Source organism: Devosia ginsengisoli (assembly GCF_007859655.1).
Taxonomy (GTDB): Bacteria; Pseudomonadota; Alphaproteobacteria; order Rhizobiales; family Devosiaceae; genus Devosia; species Devosia ginsengisoli.
The window spans coordinates 1,398,967-1,413,805 of the sequence record NZ_CP042304.1 but is presented as its reverse complement, the minus strand read 5'-3'; the positions used below and the strand labels follow the sequence as shown (position 1 = coordinate 1,413,805).

Annotated in this window: 16 protein-coding genes, 2 tRNA genes and 1 pseudogene; 9 read left to right on the top strand and 10 right to left on the bottom strand. The window is 62.5% G+C overall.

The genetic code is table 11. The annotated features are described in order from the left end of the window. The first annotated feature begins 66 nt into the window (after positions 1-66). The 4 genes from FPZ08_RS06920 to FPZ08_RS06900 all read left to right on the top strand — a co-directional run bounded on the left by FPZ08_RS06920 (position 67) and on the right by FPZ08_RS06900 (position 1,911). Positions 67-750, top strand: a complete 684-nt coding sequence (locus tag FPZ08_RS06920; protein WP_146289290.1) for a lysozyme — start codon at positions 67-69, stop codon at positions 748-750. Next, the gene (locus tag FPZ08_RS06915; protein WP_146289289.1) at positions 747-1,136 is read left to right on the top strand and encodes a ubiquitination-like system serine protease family protein; all 390 of its coding nucleotides are present in this window, start codon (positions 747-749) and stop codon (positions 1,134-1,136) included. Before FPZ08_RS06920 ends, FPZ08_RS06915 begins: the two co-directional genes overlap by 4 nt. Next, on the top strand, positions 1,129-1,383 hold the full coding sequence (locus tag FPZ08_RS06910; RefSeq protein WP_146289288.1) for a hypothetical protein: 255 nt from the start codon (positions 1,129-1,131) through the stop codon (positions 1,381-1,383). Before FPZ08_RS06915 ends, FPZ08_RS06910 begins: the two co-directional genes overlap by 8 nt. Before the next feature lie 138 nt (positions 1,384-1,521). Continuing rightward, the gene (locus tag FPZ08_RS06900; RefSeq protein ID WP_146289286.1) at positions 1,522-1,911 is read left to right on the top strand and encodes a DUF1515 domain-containing protein; all 390 of its coding nucleotides are present in this window, start codon (positions 1,522-1,524) and stop codon (positions 1,909-1,911) included. Here the strand turns inward: FPZ08_RS06900 and FPZ08_RS06895 are convergent. After that, a complete protein-coding gene (locus tag FPZ08_RS06895; protein ID WP_146289285.1) occupies positions 1,908-2,297 on the bottom strand; it encodes a hypothetical protein in 390 nt (129 codons plus the stop codon). The genes FPZ08_RS06900 and FPZ08_RS06895 overlap by 4 nt on opposite strands. A 77-nt stretch (positions 2,298-2,374) precedes the next feature. Between FPZ08_RS06895 and FPZ08_RS06890 the strand changes: the two genes are divergently transcribed. Together FPZ08_RS06890 and FPZ08_RS06885 are read left to right on the top strand one after the other, a co-directional pair. Continuing rightward, positions 2,375-5,590 (top strand): error-prone DNA polymerase, encoded by a 3,216-nt coding sequence (locus tag FPZ08_RS06890; RefSeq protein WP_146289284.1) that lies wholly within the window; start codon positions 2,375-2,377, stop codon positions 5,588-5,590. Next, the gene (locus FPZ08_RS06885) at positions 5,590-5,982 is read left to right on the top strand and encodes a hypothetical protein (RefSeq protein WP_146289283.1); all 393 of its coding nucleotides are present in this window, start codon (positions 5,590-5,592) and stop codon (positions 5,980-5,982) included. The genes FPZ08_RS06890 and FPZ08_RS06885 overlap by 1 nt, the downstream gene beginning before the upstream one ends. Positions 5,983-6,163: 181 nt before the next feature. Here FPZ08_RS06885 and FPZ08_RS06880 read toward each other — a convergent pair whose 3' ends face one another. Then, positions 6,164-6,385 (bottom strand): nucleoside triphosphate pyrophosphohydrolase family protein, encoded by a 222-nt coding sequence (locus FPZ08_RS06880; RefSeq protein ID WP_146289282.1) that lies wholly within the window; start codon positions 6,383-6,385, stop codon positions 6,164-6,166. A gap of 264 nt (positions 6,386-6,649) precedes the next feature. Here FPZ08_RS06880 and FPZ08_RS06875 point away from each other — a divergent pair, with 264 nt between their 5' ends. Then, the gene (locus FPZ08_RS06875) at positions 6,650-7,135 is read left to right on the top strand and encodes a MarR family winged helix-turn-helix transcriptional regulator (RefSeq protein ID WP_146289281.1); all 486 of its coding nucleotides are present in this window, start codon (positions 6,650-6,652) and stop codon (positions 7,133-7,135) included. Here FPZ08_RS06875 and FPZ08_RS06870 read toward each other — a convergent pair. The 7 genes and pseudogenes from FPZ08_RS06870 to FPZ08_RS06840 all read right to left on the bottom strand — a co-directional run bounded on the left by FPZ08_RS06870 (position 7,117) and on the right by FPZ08_RS06840 (position 12,831). Further along, positions 7,117-7,917 (bottom strand): SOS response-associated peptidase family protein, encoded by an 801-nt coding sequence (locus FPZ08_RS06870; protein ID WP_146289280.1) that lies wholly within the window; start codon positions 7,915-7,917, stop codon positions 7,117-7,119. The genes FPZ08_RS06875 and FPZ08_RS06870 overlap by 19 nt on opposite strands. Positions 7,918-8,228: 311 nt before the next feature. Beyond that, positions 8,229-8,313, bottom strand: a tRNA-Tyr gene (locus tag FPZ08_RS06865). Between the two features lie 232 nt (positions 8,314-8,545). Then, positions 8,546-8,619 (bottom strand) — tRNA-Gly (locus tag FPZ08_RS06860). 83 nt (positions 8,620-8,702) lie between these two features. After that, positions 8,703-9,921 (bottom strand): annotated as a pseudogene (gene uxuA / locus FPZ08_RS06855) (mannonate dehydratase). A 63-nt stretch (positions 9,922-9,984) separates the two neighbouring features. Continuing rightward, positions 9,985-11,268: a TRAP transporter large permease gene (locus tag FPZ08_RS06850; RefSeq protein ID WP_146289279.1), complete on the bottom strand. Its 1,284-nt coding sequence runs from the start codon at positions 11,266-11,268 to the stop codon at positions 9,985-9,987. A 2-nt stretch (positions 11,269-11,270) separates the two neighbouring features. Beyond that, complete coding sequence (locus FPZ08_RS06845) at positions 11,271-11,792, bottom strand: TRAP transporter small permease (RefSeq protein ID WP_146289278.1); 522 nt, start codon at positions 11,790-11,792, stop codon at positions 11,271-11,273. Positions 11,793-11,850: 58 nt separating this feature from the next. Continuing rightward, positions 11,851-12,831 (bottom strand): C4-dicarboxylate TRAP transporter substrate-binding protein, encoded by a 981-nt coding sequence (locus FPZ08_RS06840; protein WP_146289277.1) that lies wholly within the window; start codon positions 12,829-12,831, stop codon positions 11,851-11,853. A 99-nt stretch (positions 12,832-12,930) separates the two neighbouring features. Between FPZ08_RS06840 and FPZ08_RS06835 the strand changes: the two genes are divergently transcribed. After that, complete coding sequence (locus FPZ08_RS06835; protein WP_146289276.1) at positions 12,931-13,629, top strand: GntR family transcriptional regulator; 699 nt, start codon at positions 12,931-12,933, stop codon at positions 13,627-13,629. 26 nt (positions 13,630-13,655) lie between these two features. On the opposite strand, the gene FPZ08_RS06830 is transcribed toward FPZ08_RS06835, so the two are convergent. Beyond that, a complete protein-coding gene (locus tag FPZ08_RS06830; RefSeq protein ID WP_146289275.1) occupies positions 13,656-14,243 on the bottom strand; it encodes a HupE/UreJ family protein in 588 nt (195 codons plus the stop codon). Positions 14,244-14,421: 178 nt separating this feature from the next. On the opposite strand from FPZ08_RS06830, the gene FPZ08_RS06825 reads away from it, so the two are divergent. Further along, the gene (locus FPZ08_RS06825; protein ID WP_186767236.1) at positions 14,422-14,814 is read left to right on the top strand and encodes an MAPEG family protein; all 393 of its coding nucleotides are present in this window, start codon (positions 14,422-14,424) and stop codon (positions 14,812-14,814) included. Positions 14,815-14,839 lie beyond the last annotated feature (25 nt).

Below are 14,839 nucleotides of genomic sequence, written 5' to 3'. Positions count from 1 at the left end.
CGCGTCGAGCCATTGAAGACACGGCGGGACGGCGCACGCAATCTTCAACATCGATAGGAGACCACCATGGCTCGCGCCGTAAACGCGGAGACTCTTTCGCTCGTCAAACAGTGGGAGGGGTTTAGACCCAATGCCTACCCTGATCCCGGTTCCCGCGACGGCACGCCCTGGACCATCGGCTATGGTCAGACCCGCATCAAAGGGCGAGCCGTGCGAAAGGGCGACACGATCGCGGAGGCGGAAGCCGCTAGCCTGCTGGTGACGCGCCTGGCCGAGACGGCGGCGCAGGTGGAACGCTTGGTCAAGGTGGACCTGAGCGACAATCAGTTCGGCGCGCTGGTGGCCTTTGCCGACAACATCGGCATGGGCGGCAGCAAGAAGGTCGGCTTCTCCAACTCCACCCTGCTCAAGAAACTCAATGCCGGCAATTATGATGCCGTGCCCGGCGAGCTGGCGAAATGGAAATATAACGACGGCAAGGTCATGCAGGGCCTAGTCAACCGCCGCGCAGCTGAGGCCGGCCTGTGGGCTAAGGGCGCATTCGTCTCGACCAGCACGGTTGAAGCAAAGCCCGGCAACCCGATCAAGGAAATGACGACCCCGGAGAATATCGGTGCGGCGGGCGGACTTCTTGGCGGCGCCGCGGCTGTCGCATCGGGCAATGGCCCGGTCCAGTACGCCATTGCCGCCCTGATGGTCATTGCGGCCATCACCATTGCCTTCCTCGTGATCCGGAAGGCGACCCGATGATCGCCCTGTCACCCCTTCTTCGCACCGATGAGGCCGGACGTGTCATGTTCTGGTGCCCCGGCTGTGACGAGGAACACGTCATCCGGGTGAGGGGCGGTTCAGGCCCTGGCTGGGGTTACAACGGTGTTCCCGACGCGCCGACATTCACGCCCTCAGTGCTCTTTCGGAGCGTTCGTTTTAAAGGTGGCGACGAGGAATTCGACCGCATTCTCGACACCTACAAGTTCCCGGAAGAGCGCGAGCGGATGCTTGCGGACAAGCGCATTGCATGGACCTGTCATTCATTCGTAACCGACGGCCGTATCCAGTTCCTTGGCGATTGCTCCCACGCACTTGCCGGGCAGACGATACCGCTGCCGCCCTTTCCGGAGGCCAGCGATGCTTAGGTGGTTCGCCGGGCCATGGGCCAAAATTCAGGCCGCGCTGGCCATCGCCGGGGCCATCATCGTCGCCATCGGCATTGCGTTCCTGAAGGGGCGCCGGGCCGGGATCGACCATATCGAGGCCGAGCAATCCGCCCGCCGTATTCAGTCCATGAAAGATCGAAAGGAGGTCGATGATGAAGTCGATCAGCTTGGCAGCAATGATGTTGATGAGCGTTTTGCTCGCTGGATGCGCGACGACGAGCGGTGATTTCTGCGACGTAGCCAGCCCGATCCGGCCATCCGTCCAGGATCAGGTGACCGATGGCACCAAGCGCCAGATTGTTGCTCACAACGACTATGGCAGTCGCGCTTGCGGCTGGAAGTCCTGAATCGACGGAGAGGCACGGTGGCCACAAGCAACGACATGCTGCTCAAGATGCTCGAGCAATTGCGCGACGATTTTCGGGACGAGCGGGAGGCGTCCCGACAGAGCCGATCCAAGCTCCATGAGCGGGTCGATGGCATGGCTGATGATGTCGGGGCGATCCGTGGCGACATCCAAATCCTCGGGGAGGTTGATGGCCAGATCAGGGGCGAGGTCCAGGCGCTCCGCGATACTGTCGAGGCTAACCAAAAGAGCGTTCAGCCCACGGTGGACGAGTGGCGCCGCATCCGAGCCATCGGGCTCGGGATTGTTGGCCTCCTGGCCATTGGCGGGGTGTCTCTGGGCGCGGCGCTGGCATGGGCAGGAGAAGGAGTAGTGAGCGCCATCCGGCACTGGCTGCGCATTCCCTAGTTCGGCCCATAAGGGATATCGCTCTCCCATTCCTCGTAGTCGTCATAGCCTCCCGTCAGCGGCGGCGTAACTTCGCCCGGATAGCGGGCGACCATTTCAATCTGTTCCGGCATCAGGTCTCGGCCATCCCAGTCTGCAACGCGCATCCAGTCCTTCAGTGCGGCGAAGTGGGTGGCGATCTCGATTGCCCGCGCTTCCCCGCACAGCAACACCAGCAGCGTTTCCCCGCTATTGGCCAGGGCCACGACCCAATAGTCGGGCGCAGGCTCTCCGGTGAATAGGTCTTGCACCGCGCAAAGTTGCAGCCCGCCATATGCGCGGCAGGTCGGGATATCCTCCACCATCGACCGAAACTCAGATGGCAATTCCGTCCACTGACCATTCATTTGATCGACCTCCGTCTTGACTCTTCCTGTCACTCAGCATGAGAACAGAATGAGAACAAAACGGATAAGAGTCAACCATGGCCGCATTCGCGGAGCTTGTCGCCGCCACCAATTTCTCCTTTCTGCGAGGCGCTTCGCATCCCTATGAGATGGTGGGGCAGGCCGCGTCGCTGGGCCTTTCCGGCATTGGTATCTGCGACCGGAACTCCATGTCGGGCGTGGTTCGTGCCTTTGCCGCCGCGCGTGACCTGAAGGCTGACTTCCCTGATTTCCGCATGGTCGTGGGAACCCGGCTGGTGTTCTCAGACGGCAACCCGGACATCGTCGCTTACCCTGCTGATCGAGAGGCCTATGGCCGGCTCTGCGCGCTGCTCACGCTGGGCAATCGTCGCGCGCCCAAGGGTGAATGCCACCTCCAATTATCCGACCTCTTGGCCACGACAGAAGGCCTCCTGCTGATCGTCATGCCGGACCATGCCGCGTTCGAGGCCGGAATGATGGCGGCGCAGGCGGTGAAAGCCGTTGCTCCCGATAGGGTGTGGGTTGGCGCCACCTATCGGTACGACGGCAGTGACCGGGCCCGGCTGGCGAAGCTGGCCGACGCTTGCTCGGCTATAGGCACCCCCATGCTGGCCACCATGGATGCCCTCTATCATGAGCGTGGCCGGCATATCCTGCAGGATGTCGTCACCTGCATTCGAGAGGGCATCACCGTTGCGACTGCCGGCTTCGCGCTGGCCGCGAACGGCGAGCGTCATATCCACGCACCGCGGGACATGGCGCGCCTGTTCAGGGATTATCCCGATGCCATGGCGCAATCGCAGGTGATCCTCGATCAGATCGGCTTCTCGCTCGACCAGTTGCGCTACATCTACCCCGAGGAGACGGTCGGGAACGGGGAAACCGCGCAACAGACGCTTGAGCGGCTGGCCTATGAAGGCGCGGGCTGGCGCTACCCGAATGGCGTCCCCGATAAGGTCATGAAGGGCCTGGCGCACGAGCTGGCCCTGATCGCCGAGATGAAATACGCCGCCTACTTCCTGACCGTGCAGGACATCGTCCGCTTCGCCCGGCAGGAGCGCGGCATTCTCTGCCAGGGCAGGGGATCGGCGGCAAACTCCGCGGTGTGCTTCTGCCTGGGTATTACCGAAGTCGACCCTATGCTGGTCGATCTGCTCTTCGAGCGGTTTGTCTCGACCGAGCGGGACGAGCCGCCCGATATCGATGTCGACTTCGAGCACGAACGCCGCGAAGAGGTGATGCAATACATCTACCAGAAATACGGACGGCACCGGGCTGGGCTCACAGCCAATGTCATCACTTATCGCGCCAAGGGCGCCGTCCGGGATGCGGGCAAGGCATTCGGCCTGAGCGAGGACACCATCAGGATCCTGAGCGGCCTCAATTGGGGCTGGGGCGCGAGCGATGTGACGCCCGATCGCGTCAGAGCCGCCGGCATCGATCCGGAAGACCCGCTCATGGCCATGGTGCTTGAGGTCGCCAAAGCCCTCTACGGTTTTCCGCGCCACCTCGGGCAGCATGTCGGCGGCTTCGTCATCACCCGCGACCGGCTCGATCATCTGTTGCCCATATCGAACGCCGCGATGGAGGACCGCACCGTCATCGAGTGGAATAAGGATGATCTGGACGAACTCGGCATCCTCAAGGTCGATGTCCTCGCCTTGGGCATGCTGAGCTGCATCCGCCGCAGTTTCAATCTGCTGCGCCAGCACTATGGCCTAGACCTGACGCTGGCCACCGTCCCGCAAGAGGATGAGCGGACCTACAAGATGACGCATCGCGCCGACACGATCGGCGTCTTCCAGATCGAGAGCCGGGCGCAGATGTCGATGCTGCCACGGCTCAAGCCGAGCGAGTTCTATGATCTGGTGATCGAGGTCGCCATTGTTCGGCCCGGCCCGATCCAGGGCGATATGGTGCATCCCTACCTCAAGCGCCGGCAGGGCCTGGAGCCGACGACCTTCCCGTCGCCCGAGCTTGAGCACGTCCTCAAGAAAACCTATGGTGTACCGCTCTTCCAGGAGCAGGCGATGAAGATCGCCATCGTCGCCGGCGGCTTCACGCCAGGCGAGGCAGACCGCCTGCGCCGTGCCATGGCGACCTTCAAGCGAACCGGTGGCGTCGGCGTGTTCCGGGACAAGTTCATCACCGGCATGCTGGAGCGCGGCTATGAGCGGGAATTCGCCGAGCGGTGCTTTCAGCAGATCGAGGGCTTCGGCTCCTACGGCTTTCCCGAAAGCCATGCCGCGTCCTTCGCACTGCTGGTCTATGTTTCCTGCTGGATCAAATGCCACTATCCAGACGTGTTCGCCGCGGCGCTGCTCAATAGCCAGCCCATGGGCTTCTATGCCCCTGCCCAGATCATCCGCGATGCCCAAGAACATGGCGTCGATGTGCGTCCGGTCGATATCAATCTCTCCGACCTCGAAAACGTCATGGAACACAGCAACGTAACCGGCGCCTACCTGGCCCCGCGCCATGCCGAGATGAAGGACGATATCTGGGGCAATATGGGCATCCGGCTGGGCCTCAACATGGTCAAGGGTTTGCGGACGGAGCATGCCAATCTCATCATCGCCCGCCGTCGTGGCGGCTACGACAGCGTGCGGGATCTATGGCTGCGCACCGGATTGTCACCCTTGATCCTTGAGGCCCTGGCCGATGCAGATGCGTTCCAATCCCTCGGCCTGAGCCGCCGTGATGCCCTCTGGGCGGTGAAGGGGCTGATCGGTACGTATGGGGCCGATGTGCTGCCGCTGTTCAAGGCCGGTGGCGGGCCGACGTCCGACATCGAGGAGGAGAGCGGCTTGCCGGCCATGCCGCCGGGCGAGGAGGTCATTCATGACTATCGGACCCTCTCGATATCCCTGAAGGCCCATCCGATGAGCTTTCTCCGCGAGGAAATGATCCGACGTGGAATCGTGCCGGCCGATGCTCTGCGGACAATGCAGCCGGGCAGAACCGTGACCGTGGCGGGATTGGTGCTGGTTCGGCAGCGGCCGGGTACGGCGAGCGGGGTGATATTCGCTACCCTCGAAGATGAGACCAGCGTTGCCAATGTTATCGTCTGGCCCAAGACGTTCGAGGCCAATCGGCGGGTTGTTCTGGGTGCCCGTGTCCTGGGCGTGCGCGGCCAGCTGCAGCGCGAAGGCATTGTGACTCATGTTATCGCCAAGGAATTCATCGACCTAACGCCACAGATGAGAGCCATCTCGGGCGGCATGGGCGAGGCTGTCGCGGCAGCGCTACCCTCGGGCCGGAACTTCCACTGATGTCGATCCGGCGCGAGGTCAGGACGCTCGATGACTTCCGCACGACCGGCCGAAGTATCCGGGCCTTCTGCAGCCATTACTTCGTCTGCTCCCATGATGCGCAGCTTCGCCTTGAGCTGCTGGCCTTCCACCTGGGATGGAGCTTCGATTTCTACAACGGGCGGGACAGCCTCGCCGCTCGGCTCCGGTGCTCCGTCTGCGGCTGGTACCACCCCACATTTGCATTGGGACACGCGAACAAGGCCACGGGCTTCGCCGGCACGCATAGTGCTGGCTTCGATCCGTTGCCGGCCGATACGCTTCGCCAGTTGCAGGAACAGCGCGCCGCGGCCATGGCGGGAGAGTTGCCGTGGGTGGGGATCAGGAAGGGCGGCAGGAAATTCGGCCGGTGACCGATTCCGACCCCATCTTGGTCGTTCGAAGTCACACTCTACAATCCCAGAAGCAGCTCTTCCTGACCTAAAGACCGAATTGAGCTTATGCTCATCTTGCCGGTCAGCAGAAACCCATGATTCCGCCGGCAGGCCTTAAGTTACGGCATCCATGGTGAGTTCAAGGCTGCGCAAGCGATCATCAGCTCATCGGCTTGCGTGCTTGGAATGGTTCATAGCAGTCAAAGGTCTCGATCCGGGAGATGAGTTCGCCTTCAGTCGTAATGAACTGGGCGATGTGGGCACGTAGTTCCTGACCGGCACGAAATGGACCCGCATCTGCGGCGATCTCTGCGGCCCAGAGAACGCGTAGAATGGCGAGGTCACCGAGTTCGACAGCGTCGACCAGCTCGTAACGCTGCATTCTAAGCAGTCTGGCGCCTGCGGCCGACGCAGTTAGCATCTGGTCCAGCGTGGCCGTAGCGCCGTGCGGTCTTATGGCGTTAGGATGCTCTATGGTTATAGCGTTGGGGGTGAATAGCGTTCGAAGCGCCTCACCGCTCGAACCTGCTTCTAGCATTGAATGAAGGCGGCGTGCAGTCGCAATGGGAGTTGAGGGCATTGCAATTTACCTTTGATGCGGATTACACAACCATAGTTGTACACCATAAGTTGTCAATGTACGCCGATGAGTGACGTTGATCCTCTGAGCCTCGATTTGGCTACCCTGAGTTGGCTTGCTGGCAGCGCAGCCAATGAACTCCTGCTGAGCACGATTCAGAAGGGGGGGCATCCTCGCCTACGCATTAGCCACGGGTATGTCTTCCAAATGCTCATCAGCGGACCTAAAACTATCGGCACGCTGGCAGAGCAACTTGGGGTGACGCAGCAGGCCGCTTCTAAAGTTGTGGGTGAACTCACCCGGTATGGCTATCTTACCTCGGTAATCTGCGAAGATGATCGACGCCTTCGCCAAGTTGGCCTCTCCAAACTTGGCAACGAAGCCGTGGAGACTGCAAGGTCGGCTCGCACCGAACTTGAGGGAAGGCTGCTCTCCAGCCTTGACAGCCATACGATGGCCAGCGCGCGACGGGCGCTTGCCTGCTTGCTTGACGCTGCAGGCGGATTGGAGGCCGCCCGCCGACGCCGCGTCCGTTACCCCAAGCTGGAATAACGTCGACAGGCTCGTCCGCTCACTTGTTTTCTGGGAAAAACCTGAAGGTCGGCTATCCACCCCTTCTCGCCACTGAACGGGGCCTGCGCGCTAATCCGAAGCGGATCGCCCGGCTCGGGGATGTCAGCCAGTCCCGGCACATACTTGAGCGGCAACCGCGCAATGACCTGCAGCATCCCATCGGGCAGGGGGCGCTGAAGCGCCTTGGCCTCGCTCCATGGCGTCCGCAGCCATACATCGCGCTCTTCGTCGGTCGTGAGAATAACCGGCATGGCCTTTTCATGGACGGCGCCGACCACATCGTTGGGCTTGGTGGTGAAGAAGGCGAAGAGCTTGTGATCCATCGGTCCTTCGTCCTTCCGGCGCGTGCCGTGCCAGTCGGTCCACAGGCCGGCGAAGAACGTCAGAGGCTCGGACTCGTCCATGGCAAACCATGCGTTGCCGCTGGTGCCATCATCGAGCTTCGTGGGTTCGGCAAATCGGGTCAGCGGCACCAGGCAGCGGTGCTCCACGCCCAAATAGCCCTTCCAGTCATCGAACCATGGATGTCGGATATTCGTGTTGCCTCGATTGGGCTTTTCGGTCACCGGGTCTTTCAGTGATGGCAGCCCCCAGCGGCCGAATCCTAGCACCCGCTTGCCGTCCCTCTGCTTGATCAGCGGCGACGTGTAGTCGGGGTAGATCGCGTGCAGCACCGGGATATTGCGCATCGCGTCTTCCCACTCGGCAACGAGGCGCTGAATCGCCTCCGTCGTGGTGGTCATGGAATAGAGGTTACACATCGTTGTCGCCTCCGGTCGATCTCGCCGCGGCGGACTTCGCGTCAAGCTCCGCCACTTTGCGGTTGAGTTCATCGATGACGGATTGGGCTTCCTCGCGCGTGCCAGCGAAACGAAAAGAGGCAGTATTGCCGCCGACATCCTGGGCGACCCTGTAGAGCAGTGGAGGATGATTTGGGACGCGGGAGGGGCGTGTGTTCATGCCTCATCGTAGCGCCAAGATCGAAGCGCGAACACAAAAATGGCTAACTCGGAAATGAGTTAGCCAATCAGGGTCGAAAATGTGAGTAAAAACAATGCCGAGGGAAGGGCGTTGGTGGAGGGGACTGGATTCGAACCAGTGTACGCTAAGCGGTCAGATTTACAGTCTGATGGATTTAACCACTCTCCCACCCCTCCACGGAACGTCGCCTTGGGCAGGAAACGAAGCGCCGGGGCGCGTCGTCCGGGCGGTTTATGGTGGTCTCATGACAGCGTGTCAACACCCCTTTGGCAAAGCCCGGCAAAAAACCGGGGAGCTGGTGCGGTTGTGGTGAACGGATGCGACGTATCGGCGTCCGTGCGGCATGAAACAGCAATGAAACGGCCCGCTGGGTTCGTCCGAAAGATAAAGCAATTCCAAGGGAGTTTTTGGAGCGGGTAGCGGGAATCGAACCCGCATATTCAGCTTGGAAGGCTGCTGCTCTACCACTGAGCTATACCCGCCCGGTCGATGACCGACCCGCTAGCCAATAGCCCGGCATGGCCGGGCCTGACAAGTGCTTGTGGGCATGGAAAATGCGATGCGGCTAGGTGCCGTAGCGCACATTGGCGTGGTCCAGTGCCCGCGTGATGCCGCGGAGCTCCGCCAGGCCCTTCATGCGGCCGATGGTCGGGTAGCCGGGTTGGGCGATGCGGCCGAGGTCGTCAAGGATGTCCTGGCCGTGGTCGGGTCGCATGGGAATCTGCCAATCGGCGCGGCCCGCGGCCTTGCGGCGGCGCTCTTCGGCCAGGATGGTCCCGATCAACGCCACCATGTCGGTATCGCCTTCCAGATGTTCGGCTTCGTGGAACGAGCCCTTGATCGCGGGGCTCTCGCGCTTGACGTTGCGCAGGTGCAGGAAATGCACGCGGTGGCCCAGTTCGGCCATGATGGCGGGCAGGTCATTGTCGGGACGGGCGCCGAGCGAGCCGGAGCACAGGGTCATGCCATTGGCCGGGCTGTCGACGGCGTCGAGGATCGCCCGGAAATCTGCCGCTGACGACATGATGCGCGGCAGGCCCAGCAGGGGGAATGGCGGATCATCGGGGTGGCAGCAGAGGCGCAGGCCGAGGTCTTCGGCCAGCGGCACGACCTGTTCGAGAAAATCGACGAAATGGCGGCGCAACTGTTCGGCGGAAATGGCGCCATATTGATCGAGATGGGCCCGCATATCGTCCAGCGACATGGAATCGGTGGAGCCGGGCAGGCCCATGGTGACGCTGCGGGCGAGGGCGGTCTTGCCGGGTTCGTCGAGCAGGGCAAAGCGCATGGCGGCTTCTTCGACGATATCGGGTGTATAGTCGGCGCTGGCGCCTGATCGGGCCAGAATATGGATGTCGAAGGCGGCGAAATCGTTGATATCGAAGCGCATGCAAGTGCCGCCATGCGGCAGGCGCCAGCGCAGGGCCGTACGGGTCCAGTCCAGCACTGGCATGAAATTGTAGCAGATCACCTCGATGCCCGCGGCGGCGATATGCTCCATGCTGGTGCGGTAATTGGCGATATGGCTGCGCCAGTCGCCGGTCTGCTTCTTGATATCTTCCGAAATGGGCAGGCTTTCGACCACGTCCCAGCCGAGGCCCGAGGGGGGAGCCGTCCTTGCGGGTAGAAATTTCGCGCTGGCGGCGGGCGATTTCCTCCGGGCTCCAGACCACGCCATTGGGCACGTGATGCAGTGCCGAAACCACGCCTTCGGCGCCGCTCTGGATGATATCGTCAATACTGGTGAGATCCTGCGGGCCGAACCAGCGCCAGGTCTGTCTCATGGTGAGCTCCGAAAGGGAAAAAACGGGCCGCACCGGGAAGGGCGCGGCCCATAGTGGGGGAGATCAGTTGCCGAAAGCGAGGCGCGGCAGCCATAGCACCAGGTCGGGCATGAACAGCAGCACGGCGATCAGGGCGACCACGGCGCTGATGAAGGGGATCGATTCGATGGAATATTCCTCGATCGACACATTCATCAGCGAGCAGACCGCGAACATGGCCGAGCCGCTGGGCCAGGTCATGCCGCCCAGGGTGACGATCGACATCATCAATATGCCGAAATGCACCGGGTCCATGCCCACCTGCGTGATGATCGGCACGAAGATGGGCGTCAGCAGCAGCACCATGACGGTGCTGTCGAGCGCCAGGCCCGCCAGCAGCAGGAAGAGCAGGATGACCAGCACGATCATGTTGGGGTCGGTGATGCCGGCCAGCATCCAGCCGGCCAGTTCCTGCGGAACCTGCATATAGATGGTTGCATAGCCCACCATGCCGCTCATCAGGATGATGAGCATGATGAGACCGACATCCGATGTCGCCTGGCCGAAGCAGCGCCAGACCTTTTCCAGGGTCAGTTCGCGGTGAGCGAAAAAGCCGATGACCAGGGCATAGACCACGGCGGCCGAGCCGACTTCGGACGGGGTGAACAGACCACCGCGAATGGCCAGCACCAGCGCCACCGGGAAGAGCAGGGCCCATTTGGCATCCCAGCAGGCGATGGCGAAGGCCTTGAAGGTGGGGCGCTCGCTGTCGGCGACGACGTATTTGCGGCGCTTGGCGATGATGTAGGTGGTTGCCATCAACACGATCATCATCAGCACGCCGGGGATAATGCCGGCCAGGAACAGGCGGCCGATCGAGACATTGCCGACAAAGCCATAGAGGATGAGCCCGATGGAGGGCGGAATGGTCGCGGTGATGAGCGAGCCGACCGCGATGGCGGCGGCCGAGAAGCCCTTGCCATAGCCCTTGGCCACCATGGTCGGCCCCAGGATACGGGCTTCCATGGCGGCATCGGCTACGGCGGAGCCCGACACGCCGCCCATGAGCGTGGAGAGCACGATGGCGACCTGCGCCAGCCCGCCCGACATCCAGCCCACGGAAATCAGTGCCACCTTGAGCAGGCGGGCAGTGATGCCGCTTTCATTCATCAGGTGGCCGGCCAGCACGAAGAAGGGCACGGCGAGCAGCGGAAAGCTCTGGCTCATCGAGGCGATCTTCTGCACGCCGATGGACATGGGCATGCCCTGGGTGGTGAAGAAGAAGATGAAACCCGAAATGCCGGTCGCGAAGGCGACGGGCATGCCGATGACCATGAGAATGACAAAGGCGATACCGATCAGGGCCATTGCTAGAGCTCCAGCGTGGGTGCGCTGGCGTCGATCTCGGCCTGCGTGCGGTTATAGATGAGCAATTCCTGCTGGCGGCCCTGGAAGGCGCGGACCATGTTGTAGATCAGCGTGGCGCCGAGCAGCACGCAGCCGACCGGCACGGCCACCGTGACCCAGGAGTAGGAGAGGGTGCTGTCCCCAAAGGTTCGCTCGCTGTTGAGCATGGTCAGCTTCCAGCCTTCGACGGCCAGGACGGCGAGAAAAGCCAGGATGACCAGCGAGCAGGCAAATTCGAGCCAGAAACGACGCTGGTAGCCGAGGCGCGACACCAGCACTTCCATGCCCAGATGCGATTTTTCGCGCATGGCCTTGTTGGACCCGAAGAAGCACAACCAGATGAAGAGCAGTTGCGCCATGTCCACCGACCAGATCAGCGGGTGACCGAAAAACCGCATAATGGCGGCGGTGAAAACCAGGCCGGTAATGCCGGCGAGCAGGGCGAAACAGATCGCCAGCTCGAGTTGAGCCAAGCGCTTGAGCATGATGCGTTCCGATGGGTAAGAGGGTTGCGGGCCCCCGTGGGAGCCCGCTTTCGATGCACTACGGGGCGTTGGCGATAGCCTGCAGCTCATCGCGCAGCGCGCCGTAGCCGAGCTTCTCGTAGACGCCCGCCGTGGCATCCTTGAAGGGCGTGACGTCGATTTCGTTGACGGTCATGCCTGCGGCAACCAGGTCAGCTTCGATCTGGGCCAGGGCGTCCTGGGTGCCGTAGGAGGCGATATCGCCGGCCTTGAGCGCTTCGTCGCGCAGCACGGTCTGCAATTCGGCCGGCAGGCTGTCGAACCAGGGGCCGGAGGTGACGAGACCGGTGATCAGGTTAATATGGCCGGTCTTGGTAAGGACCGAGGTCACTTCCTGCAGGTTGGCGCCGAGACCGGCGGGAAGCTGGGCTTCCACCGAGTCGATGACGTTCTGCTCCAGGGCCGAGTAGACCTCAGCAAAGGGCATTGGGGTCGGCACGGCGCCCATGGCCGTCACCGTTTCCACCCAGACCGGCGCGCCCGGCGTGCGCATGCGGTTGCCGGTCAGATCGGCCGGGGTATTGACCGGCATCTTGGTCCAGAGGTGACGCTCACCCTGCCACCAGTTGAACGACAGGACCTGGTGGCCCGACGTATCGTGCAGCTTCTTCACCCATTCCTCGAACTTGTCGGATACGACAACCTTCCGGATGCCGTCATAGCCCGAAGCCAGGTAAGGAGCGCCAAGCACGCCGAATTCGTTGACGAAAGCGGCCAGGCGTCCGCCATCGACCACCACCGCGACCGGTGCGCCGGCGCGGGCCTGTTCCAGCACGTCCTCATCGGGGCCGAGCTGGGAATTGGGGAACAGCTTGACTTCGATGGCGCCGTTGGAAGCCGTGGCGACATTGTCACGGAACGCCTCGAGGCCCTTGTAGAGCGGGTCCGAGGTGGCGAGCGCAGTATTGACGCTGAGGGTATAGTCGGCCGACAGAGCCGGAATCGAAGACGAGACGATCAGGCCAGCAGCAAAAGCCGCTGCGAGCGGTATGAATTTCATGTGGTTCCTCCCTTGCGGCCGGGGCCGCGACGAGCCGGCATCTATGCAGCGGCTATGAAGAAATGGTAGTATGGTAGTATACGGGAGTCAAGAAAGACGATGATTTCGCCACTGTCTGACAGCATCAGTCCGCTTTCGCGGCCCGCTACCGTGGGCAACAAGGTGTTCGAGGCCATGCGCCAGGCCATCATCCAGCTACAGTTGCGGCCCGGCGATCCGCTGTCGGAAGCCGAGATGGCGCGCCAGTTCGGCGTGTCGCGGCAGCCGGTGCGCGAGGCCTTCATCAAGCTTGCCGAAGTGGGGCTGGTCGAAATCCGGCCACAGCGTGGCACATCGGTGGTGATGATCTCGCGGCGCGAGGTGGAGAATGCCCGCTTCATTCGTGAGGCGCTGGAAGTGGCCGTGGCCAGGAAGGCGGCGGCCGAGGCCGAATCGCGTCAGCACGACCAGCTTGACGCGGTGATCGAGCGCCAGCGCATGGCGAACCGGGCAGGGGACCTCGCCGAATTCTTGCGGCTCGACGAGGCCTTTCATCAGGCGATTGCCCAGGCGGCCGATTGCGAGCGCGCCTGGCGGCTACTGGAAAACCTCAAGGCGCAGATGGACCGGGTGCGTTACCTGTCGCTGGCCGATGCCACGCCGCTCGAAACCCTGATCGGCCAGCATGCGGCGATTGCCGACGGCATTCGTCGGCATGATGCAGATGCCGCCGAGGCGGGCATTCGCGAACATCTGAGCGAAATCCTGACCTCGCTGCCCAAGGTGGCGGCCGCCCATTCGGACTGGTTCACGGAATAGGCAGCAAGGCCTTCCCGACCGGTGGTCTACAGCCAGCCGGCCAATATGCCCACGCCAGCGAGGGCGAACACGCCACCGGCGACCTGTGCGGCCACCTTGCCGTAGCGCCCGACGATCCTGGCGGCGCCGAGCGCGGCGACGATGCCCGCAGCATGCAGCAGCGCCGTGGCGACAACAAAGCCGAGCGCATAGGTCAGTCCGCCGGCGGTGTCCGGCATTTCCGCGCCATGGGCATGGCCGTGGAAAATGGCGAATACGCCCACCAGGCCCATGGCGAGCGCCACCGGCATTGGCCGGCCCCAAGCCGCGGCGGCGCCGATGACCACGCTGGAGAGGGCAATTCCCAGCTCGACGAAGGGGACCCCGACCTGGGCAATGCCGAGGGCGAAGCCCACAACCATCATGCCGACGAAGCTCAGCGGCACCAGCCAGAGTGCCCGCCCACCGAGTATGAAGGCGAAGACGCCCACGGCCACCATGGCCAGTACATGGTCACTGCCGCCGATGGGGTGTTCAAAGCCGTGCAGGAAGCCCGCGGTATCGCCAACGCCGGTATGGGCAAAGGCGATGGTGGGGGAAAGGGCCAGGATGGCCAAAGCCAGCAAGAGTCGCATCGTCATCCTTCTAGGGCGCATCGCCCCTGAGTGATCGTGGCGCCCGCCAAACTTCCGTGAACTCGCAAGGTATTTATTGGCTGCGCCGCCGGCTGTTGTAAATGGTGATCCTCTTGCCGCCGCCGCGCGTTAGGATGGCAGGATCATTGTGTCCGTTACGGACAAAGGAATTTTTATCGTGCTGTTGATCATTTTTCTCGTCCTCCTGCTGCTGCTGGCGCAGGTCGCGCTGCCGGGCCGCTATCTCACCGCACAGGTTGGCAACGAAGCCCAGATGGGGCCGCGCGACGACCTGCCGGAACCCAGCCGCGAACTCGCCCGCTCCCGCCGGGCCCTGGGCAACCTGCAGGAGACACTGCCGATCTTCTTGGTGCTGGCGGTGCTGTCCATCGTCCTCGGCGAGCAGGGCTGGCTCTCGCTTGCCGGCGCCGCTCTCTACTTCGTGGCGCGGGTGGCGCATGCCTATTGCTACATGAAAGGGCTGGTGCCGTGGCGCTCGCTGAGCTTTCTCGCGAGCCTGCTGGGCAATGTGCTGCTCGCCGTCCCGCTACTGCCCCATATCTGGAGCTAGCGCGTAGTCCCCCCAACCATATGGA

Bases quoted from the DNA above. Each gene is read 5' to 3' on its own strand.
- FPZ08_RS06920 (WP_146289290.1), top strand. From the start codon at position 67: ATGGCTCGCGCCGTAAACGCGGAGACTCTTTCGCTCGTCAAACAGTGG.
- FPZ08_RS06915 (WP_146289289.1), top strand. From the start codon at position 747: ATGATCGCCCTGTCACCCCTTCTTCGCACCGATGAGGCCGGACGTGTC.
- FPZ08_RS06910 (WP_146289288.1), top strand. From the start codon at position 1,129: ATGCTTAGGTGGTTCGCCGGGCCATGGGCCAAAATTCAGGCCGCGCTG.
- FPZ08_RS06895 (WP_146289285.1), bottom strand. From the start codon at position 2,297: ATGAATGGTCAGTGGACGGAATTGCCATCTGAGTTTCGGTCGATGGTG.
- FPZ08_RS06890 (WP_146289284.1), top strand. From the start codon at position 2,375: ATGGCCGCATTCGCGGAGCTTGTCGCCGCCACCAATTTCTCCTTTCTG.
- FPZ08_RS06885 (WP_146289283.1), top strand. From the start codon at position 5,590: ATGTCGATCCGGCGCGAGGTCAGGACGCTCGATGACTTCCGCACGACC.
- FPZ08_RS06880 (WP_146289282.1), bottom strand. From the start codon at position 6,385: ATGCAGCGTTACGAGCTGGTCGACGCTGTCGAACTCGGTGACCTCGCC.
- FPZ08_RS06875 (WP_146289281.1), top strand. From the start codon at position 6,650: ATGAGTGACGTTGATCCTCTGAGCCTCGATTTGGCTACCCTGAGTTGG.
- FPZ08_RS06870 (WP_146289280.1), bottom strand. From the start codon at position 7,917: ATGTGTAACCTCTATTCCATGACCACCACGACGGAGGCGATTCAGCGC.
- FPZ08_RS06850 (WP_146289279.1), bottom strand. From the start codon at position 11,268: ATGGCCCTGATCGGTATCGCCTTTGTCATTCTCATGGTCATCGGCATG.
- FPZ08_RS06845 (WP_146289278.1), bottom strand. From the start codon at position 11,792: ATGCTCAAGCGCTTGGCTCAACTCGAGCTGGCGATCTGTTTCGCCCTG.
- FPZ08_RS06840 (WP_146289277.1), bottom strand. From the start codon at position 12,831: ATGAAATTCATACCGCTCGCAGCGGCTTTTGCTGCTGGCCTGATCGTC.
- FPZ08_RS06835 (WP_146289276.1), top strand. From the start codon at position 12,931: ATGATTTCGCCACTGTCTGACAGCATCAGTCCGCTTTCGCGGCCCGCT.
- FPZ08_RS06830 (WP_146289275.1), bottom strand. From the start codon at position 14,243: ATGCGACTCTTGCTGGCTTTGGCCATCCTGGCCCTTTCCCCCACCATC.